This window comes from Methylobacterium iners, from assembly GCF_022179305.1.
Lineage (GTDB): Bacteria > Pseudomonadota > Alphaproteobacteria > Rhizobiales > Beijerinckiaceae > Methylobacterium > Methylobacterium iners.
Genome location: NZ_BPQP01000130.1, coordinates 1 through 18,215, shown reverse-complemented (window position 1 = coordinate 18,215; position 18,215 = coordinate 1). Strand labels below are relative to the sequence as shown.

Below are 18,215 nucleotides of genomic sequence, written 5' to 3'. Positions count from 1 at the left end.
GCGAGGCGCAACAGGCACAGGTGAAGAACCGGCGGCTTAACGACATGAACAGGGCCTTCCCAAATCTGGCTCAAAGCCGACGCTGCCATCCTGCTCGAGATTAACAACCAGAAGTTGTAGTGCGTCGCAGCGATGATGGCCCTCGCAACCACTCATTGCGATCAACACACTGGCGCTGAGGAGCCAGAGGCTCAGCAGGCGCTGCTCGCCATGCGTGAAAAGCGAAAGCACGCTGCCTAATTACCGCTGCCGGCATGGGCGAACGCTGCGGCGGTGCTGCTCCACTGATAGTCGTTGGGTGCCAAGCAGAGGGCCCCCTCCGCATGGTCGAGCGCGTCAAGTAATGCGCCAAACACCATTTCGACAGGCTCGTCAAAGGTATCGGCGAGGTGATCGCGTAGATCGAAACCAATCTGTGTTAAAGAAATTCGCGAGCCAAAGTCAAATTGTTGCATTATAGACACCATGAGTGTGATCTATAGCCTTGAGTGAGGCCATCAGATCGAATTTCAGGAGTTAACAGAAAGTTAATGCACGGGGTTGAATTGCGGGCATTGGTATGCCCGGATCGGTTGGGCACGCCTCGTTCTTTCGAGCTAACGCACTGTAGGAACTGCGCTCTGTCCTTTGCAGCGTGTTTGCCGATGCAACCTGGACCTGCACCCAGCTTGTAGCCACCTCTCGTCTTCGTGACTTCAAGCGGTGAGCCCACCGCCGGGCATGCGGGCATGGCCATTCGCGGTCGCGTTCATGTCGAGCCGAACACCAGTTCGCCTTCCTCGGCGCCTGCCGACAGCTCCCGGCCGAGATGCGCTTCGGCTGAGTAGCGGGGTCAGCAAGGGGCCGAAGCCACGATTGTGGGCTGCTTTCGTGGAGCGGACCCGCGTGCGGCAGACATGAAGCCAAGCGGCTGAACCGTTCAGCTCCTCCCGACGTTGCTCGCGCCGACATCCATGAGGACGTAACGCCGGAATGCCATCACGATCAGCGCCGCACGCCTGCTTTGCCCTGACGCTCATGGCCGGCGTCTTTGCTACCACCACCGCCTCGGGAGCCGAGGATTGCTCCGAGCGTTTCCAGAAATACGGGCTGTTTCTGCAGGCGAAGAAATCCTGCGGACAGGACATCGAGTACCCGCAGATGAAGGCCATGCGGGCTTGCGCCAAGGCGACGCCGCAGGAGGCGGCGATCAAGCTGATCGATGACGGACGTCGCGAATGGGCGAGAGGCGTGATGCGCAGCAGCCTCGGCAGCATGTGCGAGGAGGTTTTCGCGAAGCCGTCCGCGACGGCGAAGCGACGCTGATCGAGATGGAACGCTCATGGGGAGCAGGCATCTGGAAAGCCACGCTTCCCGAAGCGGACAGGGCCTAGCTGATGGCGTTCGACCCCTACAGGCCCAACGCCGCCTTGATCCCGGTCCAGCTCCGCTTCGTGAACATGCCGCGGGAGCCGGCCCTGAACCTGGGCTCCGCCATGACGGTCCTCGCAGAGGCGGCCCGGCAGGAATGGCGATGCGGTGTGGCTGCCGTCGGCACCATTCCTCGATGGTCGGTTCTCCGCCCCTGCCAGGTTCGGCGCCCGAGCCCAATCAGGGCATCATCCAACGCAACGGGCTAAAGCGGTACCTTCAGGAAGGAGAGACTTATGCCGAGCGGCTATTGGATCGCCCGCATCACCGTGACGGACCCCGAGCCCTACGCCGCTTACGCGCAGGCGCTTCCGGCCGTCGTCGAACGCTTCGGCGGGCGGTTCCTCGTCGCTGGCGGGCGCCTCGAGGCCGTCGAAGGCGAGGCGAGACCGCGCAACGTGGTCATCGCCTTCGACACCTACGAGACGGCTCGCGCGTGCTGGCATTCGCCGGCCTACGCCGAGGTGGCGCGCCTGCGGGAGGGGGCGGCGACCGTCGACGTCGTGATCGTCGAGGGTGTCGAACGAGCGCGTGTCGACGGCCAGCAAGCCCCTGAAGGTGAGCAGGTGCCGCGGGACGATGCTCCGGAACCGCTGAGCGGCAGCTTGTAGGGGCGGTGAGCGACGGCGCTCCGCGCGGGATCACCGCTGAACCGAGCCATTCCGGTGACCGCGGCGCTCAGCCTAGAGGCACTAGAGCGATGGGTCAGCGTTGGTCCCGCGTGAGCGGAGACACCGACCCATGAACGACATCGGTGAGATCTGGCGTCGCCGTCGCTACGGCCTCATCGGCCTAGTGTTTATCGTGGCCGGGTCGATCGCTGCCATCAATATTGGCCTACGCTTTTTCGTATAGAGAACGCCTGGACCTCCAACGATCTCCTTTGGCAGGGCTTCTTCGTCGGTATCCTGTTCGTGGGGATCGGCTGCGTGCTCCTTTGGGAATGGCGCTTTGCCCGGCCCCTGACGGAGGAGGAGCGGCACTTTCGCGAGGTGAGGGAGGCTTGGCAGCGGGAACGCGATCGCCTCGGCGGAGGCTGAGGTCTCACGTGGGGTGCGCGTAGGCCGCGCATTCCCAAGGCTTCGTAGCAGCAGCGCGCTCAGTAGCTCACGCAATCACAAAGATGCCGTCATCACAGGCGCTTAAGGTTTGACTGGCGGAGAGGGGGGGACTGTACCCCAGTTCACGCTTTCCCTAGGGAAATGGGCCTCGCGGCGCCCGTTTTCATGATCCGTGTGTACCACCGCCGTGTGCCCCGGGCCAGCACCACGTTTACCTGTCCACTGCTGGTGCGAGCCGAGGCGATGTCAGCCGACCAGAAGGCGCTGGAGCCTGACTTCGGTAAGCGGAACCTGCTCGGAGCCGTCGCCCTGCCCGCGGCGAAGTCGCCAGAAGGACGGGTCGGCTGGCAATGGCAAAACATCGCCTTCCCTTTCCTTCATACGATCGGCGTCAAGGATTGCGTCAATGCGGACGGCAAGGATGGCGACCCGTTCGCCGAACAGCGTCAACAGCGCCCCCCCGAACGTGTCGAGGTCGGTGTCGCGAGGTAGTGGAATCACGCCGTTCGGCACGACGGCAGCCGCGATCACTGGATAGGGTTCGCCCCCGACAACGGACAGGATCGTCTGGTCGCGGCAGGGGAGGTCGAGGCGACCGGGCGGCTCCAGCTTCGCCCTCAGCAGGGCCTGCGCCGTTTCGGCAAGTCCGAAGCCTTCTGCGAAGGCGGAGTAGTGGCCGAGCGCGATGCTACGTCTGATGTGCCGGAGGTCCTTCGGGGTCGGATCGACCTCCCCCTCGTCGGGATCGTCCACCCAGAGGTAAGGGTCCTGCAGCCGAGCGTGGCCCTGCACGGCCCATCGGGTGGCGATGGCATAACGCTTCACCTTGAGCTTGCTGTTGTTCGCCATGATGTCGATGCGGCGGGCTTGGGCCATCGCGGCCGACAACGACGGCATGGGGCCGGATCCGTTATGGGAACCCTTGGCCTCGGCAACGGCGAACGTGTTCGCTCCTGCTGCCGTCGCCACGATCCAGTCGGGCAGATCGCCGGGCAGGTTCTTCTGGACCGTGAAGTGGGGCCATCCGCCCAGGGCCTGAAGATTGGCTCGGATGGGTTCGAAATAGCGATGACCCCAGTAACGCGTCAGGTAGGCTCGGGCGACGAACCGACCGAACAGACCTGAGAGTGCCGTACGCGTCTCGCGGATCTGCCCGAGCTGGGCGATCCAGCGGAAGGGGTCACGTTTGGAACGAGGAGCTGATCGAGGAAGATGTCGAAGGGCGCGCTGCCGAGCGAGATCTGCACGATCTCGCGGATCGCGGCATCCGCGATCTCGGTCGTCGTCAGAGGGAGCGGATCCTGCCCGGCGGTCCCTTGTCCGGCGGGCGTGTAACGGTGGCGGAAGTTCCTAACGGACACGGATGACGCTTGCTCCCTTGGTCGCCCTCGACGGCGTCCGGCCGGCCCATGTTACTGATCGCTCGTTTCCGCGAGGTTCAGCCGAGAACAAGGCGGCGCCGATCATTGCGGAGGGCAGGCTCGTACAGGCGCTCGCCGATTGGTGCGCGCCGTTCCCGGGCTACCACCTCTACTACCCGAGCCGGCGGCAGACCACGCTGGCCTTCCAATTGGTCGTCGACACCCAACGTCGACGCACGTAGGGCGGCGGTTGCATGCCGTCCGCCCAGGCTGTCATTGCTGTGGGGATGGCGGGGTGGCGACGGGGCTGACGGATGCCTGGGTGTCGGAGGCTGCACTCAGGGCCCATGAACCTCGAAAATCGTCCCGACGGTTTCCCGAAGGTTGAGCTTGATCCCTATGGACGAGATCGCATCGGAATGGATCGGACCGAACCGGGATCGTTCATTCTCAATGGGTTATGTCCAGTTGGTTTCTTGCCGCGGCCCTGAAGGGGTTGGAGATTGCCGCCAAGGCGCTTGAGGTGCCTACCGCCTCACTGGCCTACAGGCGGAACATGGCCCGCACGGCGATCCTGCTCGCGCGGCCGGTGAAGGGGTGAACCCGGTCAACCTCTCAGGCCAATGTCCGAGAAGGGTGGAATGCGGAACTGAACGTCGCGTCCGGAAGCGGGCGTTTGGCTTTCGACGCAACCTCGCCGTAGAGGCCAGGCTACGCGATTGCGGAAAGCGATCGTTCGCAGTCTGGATGTTACAGAACGGCATAGCTTTTGTGCCTGGCGGTTCGAAGCGTCACCCAAGTCATTCCGCGAGCGGTCGGCTTATAAACAAAACCCCGCCCAAGACGGGCGGGGTTGCAGTATGAGAGTTGCTGAGCGTGTGAGACGTGGATGAACTACCTTAGGCGGCGCGCACCCTGGCAAGAAACCGATTTACCTCGGTGCTCAAGCTCTGAGACTGGCGCGACAGCTCAGAGGCCGACGCGAGCACCTGAGTAGCCGCCGCACCAGTCGCTTCGGCAGCACTCGCCATGCCCGTGATATTGCTTGTCACCTCACCCGTTCCGACCGCTGCCTGAGCCACGTTGCGCACGATCTCATGCGTCGCCGCGCCCTGCTCCTCGACAGCAGCGGAGATAGCGGTTGCTACTCCACTGATCTCCTGGATGCGCGCTGAAATGCTGCCGATGGCGGAGACCGCTTGACCTGTTGAGCCTTGGATCCTGCCGATTTGGCTCGAAATGTCCTCTGTCGCGCGTGCCGTCTGATTGGCGAGTTCCTTCACTTCAGCTGCAACCACTGCAAAGCCGCGTCCTGCCTCACCAGCCCGTGCTGCCTCAATGGTGGCGTTCAACGCCAAGAGGTTCGTCTGGCCTGCGATGCTGGTGATCATCGACACTACGTCGCCGATCTTCGAGACTGCACCACTCAGCTCGTTGACGAGGCTGGCGGTCTGTGCCGCCTCGTTCACAGCAGCCTGGGCGAGGTGGGCTGAGCCATTCACCTGCCGGCCGATCTCCTGCACGGACGAGCCCAGCTCCTCGGCTGCCGCTGCAACGGTAGTGACGTTCGTAGCCGCCTGCTCAGCGGCAGCCGCAACGGTGGAGGACTGACTGGCCGTTTCAGAAGCCGTGCCGGTCATGCTTTGCGCCGTCGCCTGCAGCTCGGTGGCGGCTGATGCGACCATCCCGACGATGCCGCTGATTGCAGCCTCGAAGTTGTCTGCCATCTCGCGCATCGCTGCCTTTCGCTGCGCTTCCGCAGAGGAGCGCGCAAGCGCCGTCTCCGTCTCAAGATCTCCCATCCGGATCAGGCCATCCTTGAACACCTGCACGGCCTTCGCCATCTCGCCGATCTCGTCTCGGCGGTGAGCGCCGAGGACCTGCACATCATGGTCGCCGCCAGCCAAGCGGCGCATTATCCGAGTCATGCCGATAATTGGACCTGTCACGCGCCACTGCACAATGACAAACCCAGCAAGAGCAAGGATAACGGCCACCAAAAGCAATCCGGCTTGAGCCAACAGCCTTGTCCAAGCCTCCGCTTGCCGCGTTTGTGCGTGCTCCTGGGCCATGCTCATCGCGGTATTCGGGATGGCTGTCAGAGCTTCCAAGCCTTCGTTACCGATCCGATCAAGTTCATCATTGCTGACGGTTGGCGCGCGCTTAGCGGCAACGTCCTCATAGGCGGTTTTGCGGACCTGTTCGAAGGTCCCGAACGTCACGCTTTTGGCTGTGCTTGCTAGGGCAACCAGTGTACTCGGGGCGCCGGGCCGAGCGAGAAGCTCGTTGAGCACCGACCAGTTCACAAGGGCTCGGCCACGCAGATCAGCCATTTTGCGATCCAACGCCGGCGTCAGCTCGCCTTTGCTGCGCGCTTCGGCCAGGGCTGTGCGCTCTAGCCCAATGCCATCACGAGCGAGCCAAGCAGCTTGCTTGATAGCCATTAGCTCTGCCGTCGTGGTGTCAACCATCCGGATCGCTTCCCCAAGCGCGACCGACATCTTCTCCAACCTGTCGACCACCTCGCTCGCAGCAGCGTTGTACTCGCTGCTTAGGGCTAGGCGCCGCTGCTCCAGGGGGACTCTGAGGGCGGCATCGGCTTCCTTGCGAAGCGCAGCAAAGCGCTCGACGCTCCGAGGCAAGCCTGCAGCGATCTCGCTTTGTCCGCTCGTACAGTCGATTGCGTTGCAAAGCTCGATAACACGGGCCGTGGCTGGGTCAGCTTTTTGGCGCGCGGCGACAAGCATGCCCAGGAAGGCGTCGGAGGCTGGGAGTTTGGCTTCTAGCGCCACGCGTGTAGGCCCACGCTGGGTGCGCGTGTTTTGGAGCGCGGCGAACACCTCGCGACCGGCTTCCGCAACCTGCGTGACGTGTGCACTGTCGCGGAGTTTCTGAACCTCGCCGTAGATTGGCGCTCCCGCTGCGACAACGACCAGGGCGGTCATGGAGCCTAGAAGCAGCTGAAGGGTCGTGCCAATCTTAGGGGAAAATCGGCTTACATGCATAATTCATCTCGCCACAGAGCTGGGCTGGGCTACCGCAGCTGCTGGCACCCTGCGCAAGAATGCTGAACTGGAACTTACAGTTTAAGCACTTTCGCCGGCGGCACTGGCGAGTTTCTGACGATCGGCGATGAGCCAGAAACGGCCACCACGGGTATGGCTGAGGCGCGCCGTCGCGTTGCGAAGCGCGTCAAGATGAAGACTATCGGTAGCTACTTTGCCGAACGTGATTCAATCACAGGGAACGCGAGGGAGGCACAGGAAGTGGGCGAGATCCTTTGATCCGGCATTCAGGGTCAGGCATACGAAGGTCTGCAACGGATCAGCACTGAGCGAACGCCAACGTCGTCTTAGACATTTCTGCGCCCCGAAAGCGGGCGGGCGCAAAGCCACCTGACCGGTCATACACGTCCATTCAATCAGGCGGCCCAGAAGCGAACACTTCCAGGGTCCGACAAGGGCGGATTGTGTTGAAAAACTCGGGAGGGGGTCGAAGCCGCTCCTGCGACGTAGCTCAGAGCAGAAGAACTTTCCACCAAGCTCCTGAAGATCTGCTCGCTGGGGCAAGCGAAGTCCTGTGAAGAGAAGATTGCTCCCCTCCGCGGTAGGGCGCATGCACTGAAAAGTGCCGCCACCGAGTTTTTCAACACAATCGGCGGAAAGCGGTCGTTCGCCTCCCGTGGTGAGCGGCCTCATGTGACCTATGCGAGCGATTGAGAAGGTCTGTCATCGGACCCTTCGGTATAGTGGATCGCCTTGTAGCTCCTGATCCGGCATTGCGCTCTTCCGGTAGGGCTTGCCGGTATCGTGAGCTATGAGGGCCCCTGTGACACGGACACTAAGCGATCACTGCCCACCAAGCTTCGATCCCGATGACCCTCGTCGCCTTGCTGCGCTCCGCAGCTATGCCATCCTTGACACACCACCAGAGCCCGAGTTCGACGACATCGCGCAGATGGCCGCACAGGCCTGCGACGCACCGATGGCTCACGTCAACTTTATCGATACCGATCGGCAGTGGATCAAGGCAGCCGTCGGTCACGATGCACGGGAAATGCCGCTTCACTTCGGCTTCTGCACCCAGGCCCTGGCGGAGGATGGCATCCTCGTTCTGCCGAACCTGAAGCAGGTGCCGGAGCTCGCATCCAACATCCTGGTCGCCGGCCCGCCGCACCTGCGCTTCTATGCCGGCGTCCCGCTGCTTACGCCGGATGGGTGGGCCATCGGCACGCTGTGCGTGCTTGACCGCGAACCTAGGACGCTGACGGCGCAGCAGGAGTTCATCCTCGAGGCGCTTGCCCGGACCGTGATGGCGCAGCTGGAGAGCCGGCGCTCGGCGGCTGCCTTGCGGGCGCGAGAGGCCGAACTCCGTCTGGTGGCTGATGCCATGCCTGTGCTGATCGGCCTAATCGACCGGAGCTTCACCTACCGGTTCGCCAACGCCGCCTATCAGACCTGGATGGGGCGAGCGCCTGAGAGCGTCGTCGGCCATACCCTCTCGGAGGTCCTTGGTGAGGACGAGTTCGAGGCCCGGCGCCCACAAATGAAACGGGCTTTGGCGGGGGAGGAGGTCAGGATCGAGATGAACTGGGCCTGTCCCAACGGCCAGGTCCGGATTGCCGACATCCGCTACATGCCGCGCTTCGCGGCGGACGGATCGGTCGACGGCTTCTACGTCTTCGTGCACGACGTCAGCGACCGCAAGCGTGTTGAAGACCTGCTTCAAACCCGGGCTAGTCGCCTGGAGGCGCAGGTCGCCTTTCAGACGCGGGACCGCGACCGGATATGGACTCTGTCGCCAGTGCTGAAGGTCGTCGCCGCGCCAGATGGGCGGATCGAGAGTGTGAACCCATCTTGGACTCGCGCGCTGGGTTGGTCCGAAGGTCAGACGGTCGGACAAGCCTTCCTGAGTTTCGTAGCACCGGAGGACCAGGACGCGCTCTCCGACATCCTAAGCCGCCTGGCCGCTACGCAGCCCGTCGATGACACCGAACTGTCGTTCGTCACGCGCGACGGCAGCACGCGGCGCATTCTCTGGACGATCGTACCTGAGGACGGTTTGCTCTACGGCTTCGGCCGCGACATCACCGAACAGCGGCAAGCCGAGGAGGCACTTCGCCAGTCGCAGAAGCTGGAGGCCATTGGTCAGCTCACCGGTGGTGTGGCACACGACTTCAACAACCTGCTGACGATCATTCGTTCCTCGGTGGAGTTTCTTCGCCGGCCTGATTTGGCTGAAGAGCGCAGACGCCGCTATCTGAGCGCGGTGTCGGACACGGTAGACCGGGCAGCGAAGCTGACCAGCCAGCTGCTGGCCTTCGCGCGACGACAGGCTCTCCAACCCGAAGTGTTCGAAGTCTCTGAGCGTCTCCGGACCATCTCGGACATGCTCGACTCAGTGACTGGCGCGCGCATCCAAGTCATCACCGATTTGCCTCGTGAGCACTGCTACGTCCGATCGGACGCAAGCCAGTTCGAGACAGCGTTGGTCAACATCGCGGTCAACGCGAGGGATGCCATGGATGGGGAGGGCAAGCTCACCCTGCGCCTCGACGCTGGAGCGCCGATGCCGCCCATCCGTGGGCATGCGGGTGCCCCTGGCCCCTTCGTGGCGGTGTCGGTCACGGATACTGGCACCGGCATTCCTCAAACTGACCTCGCACGCATCTTCGAGCCGTTCTTCACGACAAAGGAGGTGGGCAAGGGGACGGGTTTGGGACTGAGCCAAGTGATCGGCTTTGCCAAGCAGTCGGGCGGAGACGTCGGCGTGAGTAGTACTGAGGGCGAGGGGACTGTATTCACCTTGTACCTGCCGCAGGTCAAGCCGGCTGTCGAAGAGACGGTGGCAGGGTCAGATGACGTGGTGGCTGGCGAAGACGCAGGCCTTCGTGTGCTGGTCGTGGAAGACAATCTCGAGGTTGGGCGTTTCTGCACGCAAATCTTGGAGGATCTCGGCCACCACCCAATTTGGGCTGAGAACGCGGAGGCGGCGCTGGCCAGGCTGCAGGAGGGTGCAGAGCACTTTGATGCGGTGTTCTCAGACGTGGTAATGCCAGGCATAGGCGGCATCGAGTTGGCGCGACAGCTGCGCGCGAGCCACCCGAACCTGCCGATGGTCCTGACTTCCGGCTACAGTCACGTGCTCGCGCAGGACGATGGCCACGGCTTCGACCTTCTGCGAAAGCCCTACTCGGCCGAAGAGCTTGCTCGCATGCTGAGGCGAGCGGTGACGGGCAGCGGGCAACGACGTGGCTCCGTTCCCATTTAGAGGCAGGTTTAGGCTGCAACGATAGCGCAGCGTCTACTTCTAGGAACAGGCCCTATTTCCGCTTCTAGCGCCAAGCCGTCGCGAGCCGGACTTCCGCTTTGGGTGGATTGTGTTGTAAAACTCGGGACGCCGTTGAAGCGGCACATTTGACGAAGCTCGCAGGAGAAGGGTGTTCGGCCTGGAGCAGCAATTGGCCGGTTTCAGCCAACTCGCTGAACGCTTCCAGATTGAGAGACACTGCCAATTGTCTGGTACTGTGCCTTGCCTGCCTCAGCCCTTTTCATCGGCGAGCCATGAAGTTCTTTTTGTCGCTTCAGTTCAAGATGCCACACGCAAATGATCCCGAGTGCTCCGGAATGCGGTGCTGGTAAGGACAACACTAACGAAGGCGTTGCAGCTCCTGCATCCGCGGCTCTCGCGATATTACCCGGTGCTACATCCGTAAACCTCGACGGAACTATGACCCACTGCTCGAGCCCACCAGATAAGGATCAGGGTGGGACTTATTGTCCAGCTATAGATTGGAGCTGGCCTTCATTTTGAAAGGCAAAGCTTATAATGCTCGCACGCTGGCAGATGTAGTCCCATCATCCTTGGGAACTCAGCAATCTGTAGGACGTTTTCTTCTTGGAACGGGCGAAAACATGAAGGAGGCGAGCCATGTCACAGGCGAATGCGTCTTCAACTCCGACCCACCCTCTTGTCGAGAGCGATCGCGTCGAGGGAACCGCCGTCTATGACGCACATCAAAAGTCCATCGGAACCATCAAGCGCCTCGTTATCGAGAAGGTTAGCGGCCAAGTCATTTATGCGGTCACAAGCTTTGGCGGCCTGTTGGGTGTAGGCTCAGAGGTCCACACGATCCCATGGGAACAACTACACTACGACACAACGCTTCACGGTTTTCGGACAAACATCACGGAAGAGCAGCTACGAAACGCACCTGAGTTCTCTCGCGGTGACAAAGCGCTTCTGTCCCGCAGAGATTGGGAGGAGCTTAGCGAATACTACGCAGGACCTTTATAGGTATCTCTGCAGAAGGCGAGTCGAATACAGCGCTAGCTGAGGTGAAGCACTAAGTCGTCGACGGTTTAGCATGGGTGATTTGGGTGTTGGCTCAGGCAAAGCTACCGTTGGGGGCTAATGCAGCTTGCGCATCGTTTTGCCCAACTCATGTCCACCAGCCTCGATCCTCGCCGTCGCTCGGCGGATCGCAATCTTTGCATCTTGGGCAGCAACCATCCTGTGTGCAGCCGCTAGAGCTTCGCTTCGCGTCAACTGACCCGGTGCGCGATCAGGCTTGTCAGAAGGGTCAAAGAAGATATGCGCCAGGGCAACGCCGGAGGCATCCTCAATCACAACGTGGTCTGGCCGTTGAACGACGCGCCAAACCCTAAGATCGGCTCCTCGCACGCCGCTTCGGATTGTTGTTGTCCCTACTCAGGGTCAACGCCATTCCGCAGGCGGACGCCTGGGCCGAGATCGCCCTCGGCGTTGATCAGGATCACACCGGCCTGCTCGAAGGCACCCTGGATCATGGCCGCGCTGGCACGATGCAGATCGTGCCGCCCCTTCTCATAGTCTCGCACGGTCGAACGAGAAACGCCGGCTCGATCGGCAAGCTCTTCCTGCGTCCAGTCGATCAGACCACGGGCCGCTCGACATTGCTCGGGTGACAGCGAATGCGGCATTCAGGTTTCACCCGAAAGGAACAACTTCAACGTTTAAGGTTGATATATCGAGGTGCAGCACCGATAACAAGGAGCCCCATTTCTCCCCGCCGAGGAGCCTTGATGCCGCATCACACGTCGCTGATTGCCACCATCGTTGCCGGCCTCGGGCTTGCCTTTGTGTTCGGCGCACTCGCGCATCGGCTCAAGCTCTCGCCTCTGGTCGGCTACCTCCTGGCTGGCATTGCGATTGGCCCCTTCACGCCGGGCTACGTCGCCGATCAGCAGCTCGCGCCTCAGCTGGCTGAGATCGGCGTCATCTTGCTCATGTTCGGCGTCGGGCTGCACTTCTCCCTCAAAGACCTTCTTGCCGTGCGAGCCATCGCCCTGCCGGGTGCCATCGGCCAGATGGCGATCGCCACTGGGCTCGGGATGGCGCTGGCCTGGTCACTGGGCTGGTCGCTCGGCGCCGGCCTTGTGTTCGGCCTTGCACTCTCCGTGGCGAGCACCGTCGTGCTGCTGAGAGCCTTGCAGGAGCGGCGGCTGATCGAGAGCGAGAAGGGCCGCATCGCGGTCGGTTGGCTCATCGTCGAGGACCTTGCGATGGTGCTCGCCCTGGTGCTCCTGCCTGCACTTTCCGGATTGTTGGGCGGGCGCGCCGATGCCGTCGCACGCAACGACACGGCAGCAGCGGTTCAGGCCGTCGGCCTGGTCGGCTGGCTTGATCCCGGCAGCGTGTGGCTCGCCCTTGCTCTGACCCTGATCAAGGTCGCGGCTTTCGTCGGCCTCATGCTCCTCGTGGGCCGCCGGGTCATTCCCTGGATATTGCACTGGGTGGCGCATACCGGCTCGCGCGAACTGTTTCGCCTGGCGGTGCTCGCCATCGCGCTCGGCGTCGCCTTCGGCTCAGCGGAGTTGTTCGGTGTATCCTTCGCGCTCGGCGCCTTCTTCGCCGGCATGATCCTGGCCGAGTCCCAGCTCAGTCATCAGGCGGCCCAAGAGACCCTGCCCCTGCGCGACGCCTTCGCGGTGCTGTTCTTCGTCTCCGTCGGCATGCTGTTCGACCCCTCCATCCTGGTGCGGCAGCCCGGACCCGTGCTGGCGACCGTGGCGATCATCGTGGTGGGCAAGTCCATCGCCGCGCTGCTCATCGTGATAGCCTTCCGCCACCCTTTGGGGACGGCCCTGACGATCTCGGCCAGCTTGGCGCAGATCGGCGAGTTCTCGTTCATCCTGGCCGGTCTCGGCGTGAGCCTCGCCTTGCTGCCGCAGGAGGGACAGGATCTCATCCTGGCAGGCGCCCTCCTGTCCATCCTGATCAACCCGCTCCTGTTCGTGGCACTCGACAGGTTCGCGCCGCGCCTACAGGCACGCGAGCAGAAGAAGCAGGATCCGGTCGAGGTCGACCGCGCGCCTCCCGCTGTGCCTGCGTCCGAGTTGCCCGCCACGAGTCTAAGCGGCCACACCGTTCTCGTGGGCTACGGCCGAGTGGGGAGCCTGATCGGCAAAGCCTTACTGGAACGCGGCGAGCCGTTCCTCGTCATTGAAGAACGAGAGGGAACGGTCGAGCCACTCCGCGCCCAGGGAGTGGAGGTCATTCTCGGCAACGCGGGGCACCGTGCGTTGCTGGAGGCGGCGAACCTGGCTGGAGCCAAGTGCCTCGTCAGTGCGATCCCGAACCCCTTCGAGGCGAGCACCCTGTTGGAGCGGGCACGTGCTGCCAATCCCGACATCGAGATCGTCGCGCGCGCGCACTCGGACGCGGCGGTCGCGCACCTGCAGCGCTTCGGCGCCGACCGCATCGTGTTGGGAGAGCTGGAGATCGCGCGCGAGATGGCGAACTTCCTGTTCCGCGAACGAGGCACGTTCGCAGCGTTCGATACCGATAATCTCGGCCCCGCCGGTGATGCCTTCGAGCGTGCTCAGATCGGAGCAGGCGCTCGAACGCGAACGGACGAAGAAGGTGGGGATGTTGGGGCTGATCGTTCAGTCGAAAACATCCCTTAGTTCTTCGCTGGCGGATGTTTGCTGACGAGCAAGGAAAGCAAAAATGAATATCTACGACTCGGACGCTGTGGCTCAGGCTACTATTGCACTGATGGCCCGGCTCCTGGAAACTCTGAAGCAGAACAAGGTTCTCTCGCCGGAAGACATTTCCGCGCTCATCAACGGGGCGATCTAAGACAGCGCGCATCACCCACAAAGGGCGGAGGTCGCGGCTGTCATCCACGCTATGGCCGGTAGCGAATAAAACCTTCACCCAATCTGGGGCGAGCAGCGTCGCAATGGTAAAAAAAGCCCGCCGGCCGCGGCAAGGTTCTTCAGGACGAACACGTCAGATCCCTTCTGGGCTTTGCTTGAGATGATTCCGCACTCGTGATCTGCGCACCGCGGGAGATCACGGCTGAAGCGCGGGCAGGCGTGCAGTTGGAGGCCGTGCGGGATCTCGGCAGCGACCCGATTAGCCGAGGCGAGCACGAGAACGTTGAGGACAAGTCCCTCGTCGAAGCCCGAGGCTTGAAGGCGTGACGTGATGGAGGATGAGAGCATGCGATCGCCTGGCTCGGACCAATTCAGCCGGAAGAAGGGTCTTCGAACCGATTCGTGGATCGTCGAAACAGGCGTTGCGCTCGCCGCCGTTAGTCTGCTCGTCGGTTCGCTTTCAACGTTTGAGACGACGGTGCCGGGGATTTGGAGGGCAGTGGTTTCTCCCGCCGAGGCTGAGACGCCAAATGCTGGTGCGGGGACGCCAGGGACGCTTCTATGTGCCGGCATATTCCAGCATCGCAGCCGGCGGGGGAGCTACGCGTATCGACCTGACGGTGACACTCAGCATCCGCAACATGTCGCAGGCAGCGCCGGTCCGGATCGAGCGTGTCGATTACTACGGTACGGATGGAGCGCTCGTCCGTGCCTACCTTGATAGTCCGCGAACACTGGCGGGTCTGGGCACGCTCGAGATCGTCATCGCCGACAAGGATGTCCAAGGTGGCACAGGCGCGAAGTTCCTCGTCGATTGGTCTGCGTCCGATGGCGCCTCACCGCCAATCGCCGAGGCGGTGATGATCGGCTTTTATGGAGCGCAGGGCTTCTCATTCACAAGTTCCGGTCGGGTTGCTCCAAGAACCTGAGCTTACCGAAAACTAGAAGGGGAGCGGTTGCTGCACCTGTGCTGCAAGTGGTGCGTCGCGCTGGATTATCAGAATGGCTGAAGTTCCTACTTGAGGCCGGACCACTTGGCTGGCCCTCGACAAGCGGTCAGAACGGCGGTCCGCATCGAAGCCGGGGTTGCGCTGTACACCCCACTGGAGGTTCAACAGGCTGAACAAGAGGTGGATCGGCAATGAGCTGGCACAGCGCGGAAGACCCCATCCCTGGTGATCACTTCACTTGTAGTGCCATCCAGACGTTAATCGTCCCTCGCTCGCGCGACCTCAGCTCGTTTGCTGTGCGTCAGGCCCTCCCCTCCACCGGTTCGGTATCCCTGACGAGACCCCGGTGAGGCTCGACGGCGACGTTGGCATGGGTCAGGAGCGTGGGGCCCAAAACATGCGGGGCCGCCTAACCCGCCTGTCGTTTCGTCCAGCGATACGACTCGTAGCCTCCACTCGTGTGCGGCGCGTCTAACCCGCCCAAAAGGACAAGTGAACGCAATGGCTGGTGAAGCGTCGAGCGCTGCGAGCGAACTCGTCCAAGTGGTCGCCCTCCTCGCCGCCGGTGTCGTGGCGGTTCCGTTGTTCAAGCGCATGGGGCTCGGCTCCGTCCTCGGCTACCTCGTGGCCGGGCTCGCCATTGGCCCCTTCGGGCTTGGCCTGTTCTCGGATCCCCACGCCATCTTGCACGTCGCCGAACTCGGCGTGGTCCTATTTCTGTTCATCATCGGCCTGGAGATGGAGCCGTCCCGGCTCTGGGGATTGCGGCGCGAGATCTTTGGCCTCGGCCTCGCACAAGTCGGCGCCTGCATCGCGGCTTTGACCCTCGTTGGCGTCGCGATGGGATTCCCGCTCGCCGTGTCGTTCGTGGCCGGCACCGGTTTCGTACTGACCTCGACAGCCATTGTGATGCAGCTCCTTGAAGAGCGCAGCTCGCTTTCAACCCCGAAGGGCCAGCGCATCGTCGCGATCCTGCTGCTGGAGGATCTCGCCATCGTACCGCTGCTCGCGGCCGTCGCCCTTCTGGCGCCCGGCGGCCAAGCATCGAACACGGTCGATCGCATTTACAGCATCGCTATTGCGCTCGGCTCCATTGCAGCGCTCGTCGCGGCCGGACGCTGGCTGCTTAACCCGATGTTCCGTCTCCTAGCCGCTTCCAAAGCCCGAGAAGTCATGACGGCGGCCGCCCTCTTGGTCGTGCTCGGCTCGGCGCTGGCCATGCAGCTCGGCGGCCTTTCGATGGCCATGGGCGCCTTCCTCGCCGGCGTCCTGCTCTCGGAGTCAACCTTCCGGCATCAGCTCGAAGCCGACGTCGAGCCGTTCCGGGGCATCTTGCTCGGCCTGTTCTTCCTCAGCGTTGGCATGTCGCTCGACCTGACCGTCATCGGTGCGAACTGGGCACTGATCCTGGCGAGCGTCGCCGCCTACATGGTTGTGAAAAGCCTCGTCATTTACGCAGTAGCCCGAGCCCTGCGAGCCTCGCACCCAGAGGCGTTGGAGCGGGCTATCCTAATGGCGCAGGGCGGCGAGTTCGCCTTCGTGCTCTATGCCGCCGCGACCAGCGCCGGGATCATCGACGGCACGACCAATGCGATCCTGACGGCCACCATCATCCTATCGATGACGCTGACGCCCTTGATGGTGATCACCTATGATCGCTTCGGCCGGAAGGCGGGTGTCTCAACAGACGGCGTTGATGTGCCGGAAAACCTCGTTGGCAGCGCTCTGATCATCGGCTTCGGGCGCTTCGGTCAGATTGTCAGCCAACCGCTGATCTCCCGCGGCTGCACGGTGTCGATCATCGACACTAATCCCGCCTACATCCGGGTCGCCGAGGAATTTGGGTTCAAGGTCTATTATGGCGACGGCACGCGTCTTGATATACTGCATGCGGCTGGGACTGCGACAGCGCGGGCGATCCTGATCTGCGTGGACGATCGCAACGCTGCCAAGCGGATTGCTGAGATCGCAAAGGCCGAGTTCCCACTCGTCCCCGTACTTGCTCGGGCTCGCGACCGTGAGCATGCAATTGAACTGATTCATGCTGGGGTCACGTTCCAACTGCGCGAGACCTTTGAGTCGGCACTCGCGTTCGGTGCGCAGGCGCTGCAGACAATCGGCGATGATCCGGACTCGGCTCATGCTGCGATGGCCGAGGTTCGTCGGCGCGACTTGGAGCGTCTTGAGTTGCAAACAGTCGGGGGCATCTATGCAGGTCGTGAGCTGATTCACGGAAACGCAGCTGTGGCTCAGGAGGTCGGCTGAGGGGATTAAGGGAACATGCCTGGCCAGTCTCACAAAGGGTGTGGCCAAGATTGCTCGGGATGACGGCGCGCGCCATCTTGGACCGATGTAGCGTAGGCCCACTCACTGTAGGGCGCGACTTTGATGCTGGCTTAAAGTCACGCTCGATAAGAGCAGGTCTAAGGGGCCGCGTGCGCTCTGCTACTGCTCTGAGGGTGCAAAGCCAGTGGGCCAGGGCAACTCTCCCGAAGTGACCTGGCCCGCTCGTTTGTCGCGGACGGCTACGAACGACGAGTGGCGTGGCAAGGTTTCGACGCAAAAGGAGGAAAAAGCCCGGTCCGTCGGAGAGACGGCCGGGCTGATCTGAGTTTCGGTTGGCATCACTGATGCTAATCAGGGAAAGAACCAGCGAGTCTCAAACCGACTGCTCGAGGGAGCAGCCCAGCGATCCTGCTACACACCGGTAAGCCGGAAAATTGCGAACGTGCAACGATGCGCACAAAAAAGCCCGCCGCGGCGTGTGCCGGGCGGGTTCAAGGATGTGGAAGTGTCAGTGAACTTCCATCGCCGTCCATGAGGCAGGTGCCCGGCCAGGACAACGCGACAAAAAAACCCGCTTAGCGGGTGCCGGCGGGACTGAGCTTTCGAACAGGCATCTATCAGAACAGGCGTCCGCCGACCGGCACGGCCATGTCGGGAGCAAAGAGCACAACGGCACCCTGCTCATCCGGAAAGCCGAGTGTGAGGACCTCCGACCTGAACTTGCCAATCTGGCGGGGCGGGAAGTTCACAACCGCCGCAATCAGTCGGCCGACCAGCGCCTCGGGTGTGTAGTGCTCGGTAATCTGCGCCGATGATCGCTTGAGGCCGATCACTGGCCCAAAGTCGATGGTGAGCTTGAGGGCGGGCTTGCGCGCTTCAGGAAAGGGCTCGGCCGAGACGACTCGCCCGACGCGGATGTCAACCGCGAGGAACTGCTCGAAGGAGATCTGTGGCAGGGCTGGTGCGTTGGAGTCGTGGCGGATGTGTAGCGCGCAAAATCAAATG

General features: G+C 62.4%; 14 protein-coding genes and 2 pseudogenes. 11 read left to right on the top strand and 5 right to left on the bottom strand.

The window, feature by feature from the left end:
* Window positions 1-236: 236 nt before the first annotated feature.
* A complete protein-coding gene (locus tag MFF55_RS25885; protein ID WP_238247020.1) occupies window positions 237-455 on the bottom strand; it encodes a hypothetical protein in 219 nt (72 codons plus the stop codon).
* A 517-nt stretch (window positions 456-972) separates the two neighbouring features.
* On the opposite strand from MFF55_RS25885, the gene MFF55_RS25880 reads away from it, so the two are divergent.
* Both MFF55_RS25880 and MFF55_RS25875 read left to right on the top strand, forming a co-directional pair.
* Complete coding sequence (locus MFF55_RS25880) at window positions 973-1,305, top strand: hypothetical protein (RefSeq protein ID WP_238247018.1); 333 nt, start codon at window positions 973-975, stop codon at window positions 1,303-1,305.
* Window positions 1,306-1,646: 341 nt separating this feature from the next.
* Window positions 1,647-2,021 (top strand): DUF1330 domain-containing protein, encoded by a 375-nt coding sequence (locus MFF55_RS25875; RefSeq protein ID WP_238247016.1) that lies wholly within the window; start codon window positions 1,647-1,649, stop codon window positions 2,019-2,021.
* A gap of 696 nt (window positions 2,022-2,717) precedes the next feature.
* Here MFF55_RS25875 and MFF55_RS25870 read toward each other — a convergent pair.
* Window positions 2,718-3,440, bottom strand: coding sequence for a hypothetical protein (locus MFF55_RS25870; RefSeq protein WP_238247013.1), 723 nt, complete (start codon window positions 3,438-3,440; stop codon window positions 2,718-2,720).
* Between the two features lie 496 nt (window positions 3,441-3,936).
* Between MFF55_RS25870 and MFF55_RS25865 the strand changes: the two are divergent.
* Window positions 3,937-4,074, top strand: a pseudogene (locus MFF55_RS25865) (LysR family transcriptional regulator); the annotation flags it as partial.
* Window positions 4,075-4,292: 218 nt separating this feature from the next.
* Complete coding sequence (locus tag MFF55_RS25860) at window positions 4,293-4,433, top strand: hypothetical protein (RefSeq protein ID WP_238247012.1); 141 nt, start codon at window positions 4,293-4,295, stop codon at window positions 4,431-4,433.
* Window positions 4,434-4,731: 298 nt separating this feature from the next.
* On the opposite strand, the gene MFF55_RS25855 is transcribed toward MFF55_RS25860, so the two are convergent.
* Window positions 4,732-6,837 carry a methyl-accepting chemotaxis protein gene (locus MFF55_RS25855; protein ID WP_238247010.1) on the bottom strand — a complete coding sequence of 702 codons (2,106 nt, stop codon included), beginning with the start codon at window positions 6,835-6,837 and terminating at the stop codon, window positions 4,732-4,734.
* Between the two features lie 952 nt (window positions 6,838-7,789).
* Between MFF55_RS25855 and MFF55_RS25850 the strand changes: the two genes are divergently transcribed.
* Complete coding sequence (locus tag MFF55_RS25850) at window positions 7,790-10,102, top strand: hybrid sensor histidine kinase/response regulator (protein ID WP_306421478.1); 2,313 nt, start codon at window positions 7,790-7,792, stop codon at window positions 10,100-10,102.
* Window positions 10,103-10,762: 660 nt separating this feature from the next.
* Window positions 10,763-11,128, top strand: a complete 366-nt coding sequence (locus tag MFF55_RS25845) for a PRC-barrel domain-containing protein (protein ID WP_238247006.1) — start codon at window positions 10,763-10,765, stop codon at window positions 11,126-11,128.
* Window positions 11,129-11,538: 410 nt separating this feature from the next.
* On the opposite strand, the gene MFF55_RS25840 is transcribed toward MFF55_RS25845, so the two are convergent.
* Window positions 11,539-11,793 (bottom strand): helix-turn-helix transcriptional regulator, encoded by a 255-nt coding sequence (locus MFF55_RS25840; protein WP_238247004.1) that lies wholly within the window; start codon window positions 11,791-11,793, stop codon window positions 11,539-11,541.
* A gap of 102 nt (window positions 11,794-11,895) precedes the next feature.
* Between MFF55_RS25840 and ybaL the strand changes: the two genes are divergently transcribed.
* The 5 genes and pseudogenes from ybaL to MFF55_RS25825 all read left to right on the top strand — a co-directional run bounded on the left by ybaL (window position 11,896) and on the right by MFF55_RS25825 (window position 17,189).
* The gene (gene ybaL / locus MFF55_RS25835) at window positions 11,896-13,779 is read left to right on the top strand and encodes a YbaL family putative K(+) efflux transporter (protein WP_238247024.1); all 1,884 of its coding nucleotides are present in this window, start codon (window positions 11,896-11,898) and stop codon (window positions 13,777-13,779) included.
* 43 nt (window positions 13,780-13,822) lie between these two features.
* Window positions 13,823-13,954, top strand: a complete 132-nt coding sequence (locus tag MFF55_RS26930; protein ID WP_283206805.1) for a hypothetical protein — start codon at window positions 13,823-13,825, stop codon at window positions 13,952-13,954.
* Window positions 13,955-14,504: 550 nt separating this feature from the next.
* Window positions 14,505-14,903 carry a DUF3124 domain-containing protein gene (locus MFF55_RS25830; protein WP_238247002.1) on the top strand — a complete coding sequence of 133 codons (399 nt, stop codon included), beginning with the start codon at window positions 14,505-14,507 and terminating at the stop codon, window positions 14,901-14,903.
* Window positions 14,904-15,115: 212 nt separating this feature from the next.
* Window positions 15,116-15,244: pseudogene (locus MFF55_RS27320) on the top strand (pirin family protein); the annotation flags it as partial.
* A gap of 181 nt (window positions 15,245-15,425) precedes the next feature.
* A complete protein-coding gene (locus MFF55_RS25825) occupies window positions 15,426-17,189 on the top strand; it encodes a monovalent cation:proton antiporter-2 (CPA2) family protein (protein ID WP_238247000.1) in 1,764 nt (587 codons plus the stop codon).
* A 638-nt stretch (window positions 17,190-17,827) separates the two neighbouring features.
* On the opposite strand, the gene MFF55_RS25820 is transcribed toward MFF55_RS25825, so the two are convergent.
* The gene (locus tag MFF55_RS25820) at window positions 17,828-18,193 is read right to left on the bottom strand and encodes a tRNA-binding protein (protein WP_238247022.1); all 366 of its coding nucleotides are present in this window, start codon (window positions 18,191-18,193) and stop codon (window positions 17,828-17,830) included.
* Window positions 18,194-18,215 lie beyond the last annotated feature (22 nt).

What these genes read in the sequence shown, in the direction of transcription:
- MFF55_RS25875 (WP_238247016.1), top strand. Translation starts at nt 1,647, where the DNA reads ATGCCGAGCGGCTATTGGATCGCCCGCATCACCGTGACGGACCCCGAG.
- MFF55_RS25845 (WP_238247006.1), top strand. Translation starts at nt 10,763, where the DNA reads ATGTCACAGGCGAATGCGTCTTCAACTCCGACCCACCCTCTTGTCGAG.
- MFF55_RS25860 (WP_238247012.1), top strand. Translation starts at nt 4,293, where the DNA reads ATGTCCAGTTGGTTTCTTGCCGCGGCCCTGAAGGGGTTGGAGATTGCC.
- ybaL (WP_238247024.1), top strand. Translation starts at nt 11,896, where the DNA reads ATGCCGCATCACACGTCGCTGATTGCCACCATCGTTGCCGGCCTCGGG.
- MFF55_RS25855 (WP_238247010.1), bottom strand. Translation starts at nt 6,837, where the DNA reads ATGCATGTAAGCCGATTTTCCCCTAAGATTGGCACGACCCTTCAGCTG.
- MFF55_RS25825 (WP_238247000.1), top strand. Translation starts at nt 15,426, where the DNA reads ATGGCTGGTGAAGCGTCGAGCGCTGCGAGCGAACTCGTCCAAGTGGTC.
- MFF55_RS25885 (WP_238247020.1), bottom strand. Translation starts at nt 455, where the DNA reads ATGCAACAATTTGACTTTGGCTCGCGAATTTCTTTAACACAGATTGGT.
- MFF55_RS26930 (WP_283206805.1), top strand. Translation starts at nt 13,823, where the DNA reads ATGAATATCTACGACTCGGACGCTGTGGCTCAGGCTACTATTGCACTG.
- MFF55_RS25830 (WP_238247002.1), top strand. Translation starts at nt 14,505, where the DNA reads ATGCTGGTGCGGGGACGCCAGGGACGCTTCTATGTGCCGGCATATTCC.
- MFF55_RS25880 (WP_238247018.1), top strand. Translation starts at nt 973, where the DNA reads ATGCCATCACGATCAGCGCCGCACGCCTGCTTTGCCCTGACGCTCATG.
- MFF55_RS25850 (WP_306421478.1), top strand. Translation starts at nt 7,790, where the DNA reads ATGGCCGCACAGGCCTGCGACGCACCGATGGCTCACGTCAACTTTATC.
- MFF55_RS25840 (WP_238247004.1), bottom strand. Translation starts at nt 11,793, where the DNA reads ATGCCGCATTCGCTGTCACCCGAGCAATGTCGAGCGGCCCGTGGTCTG.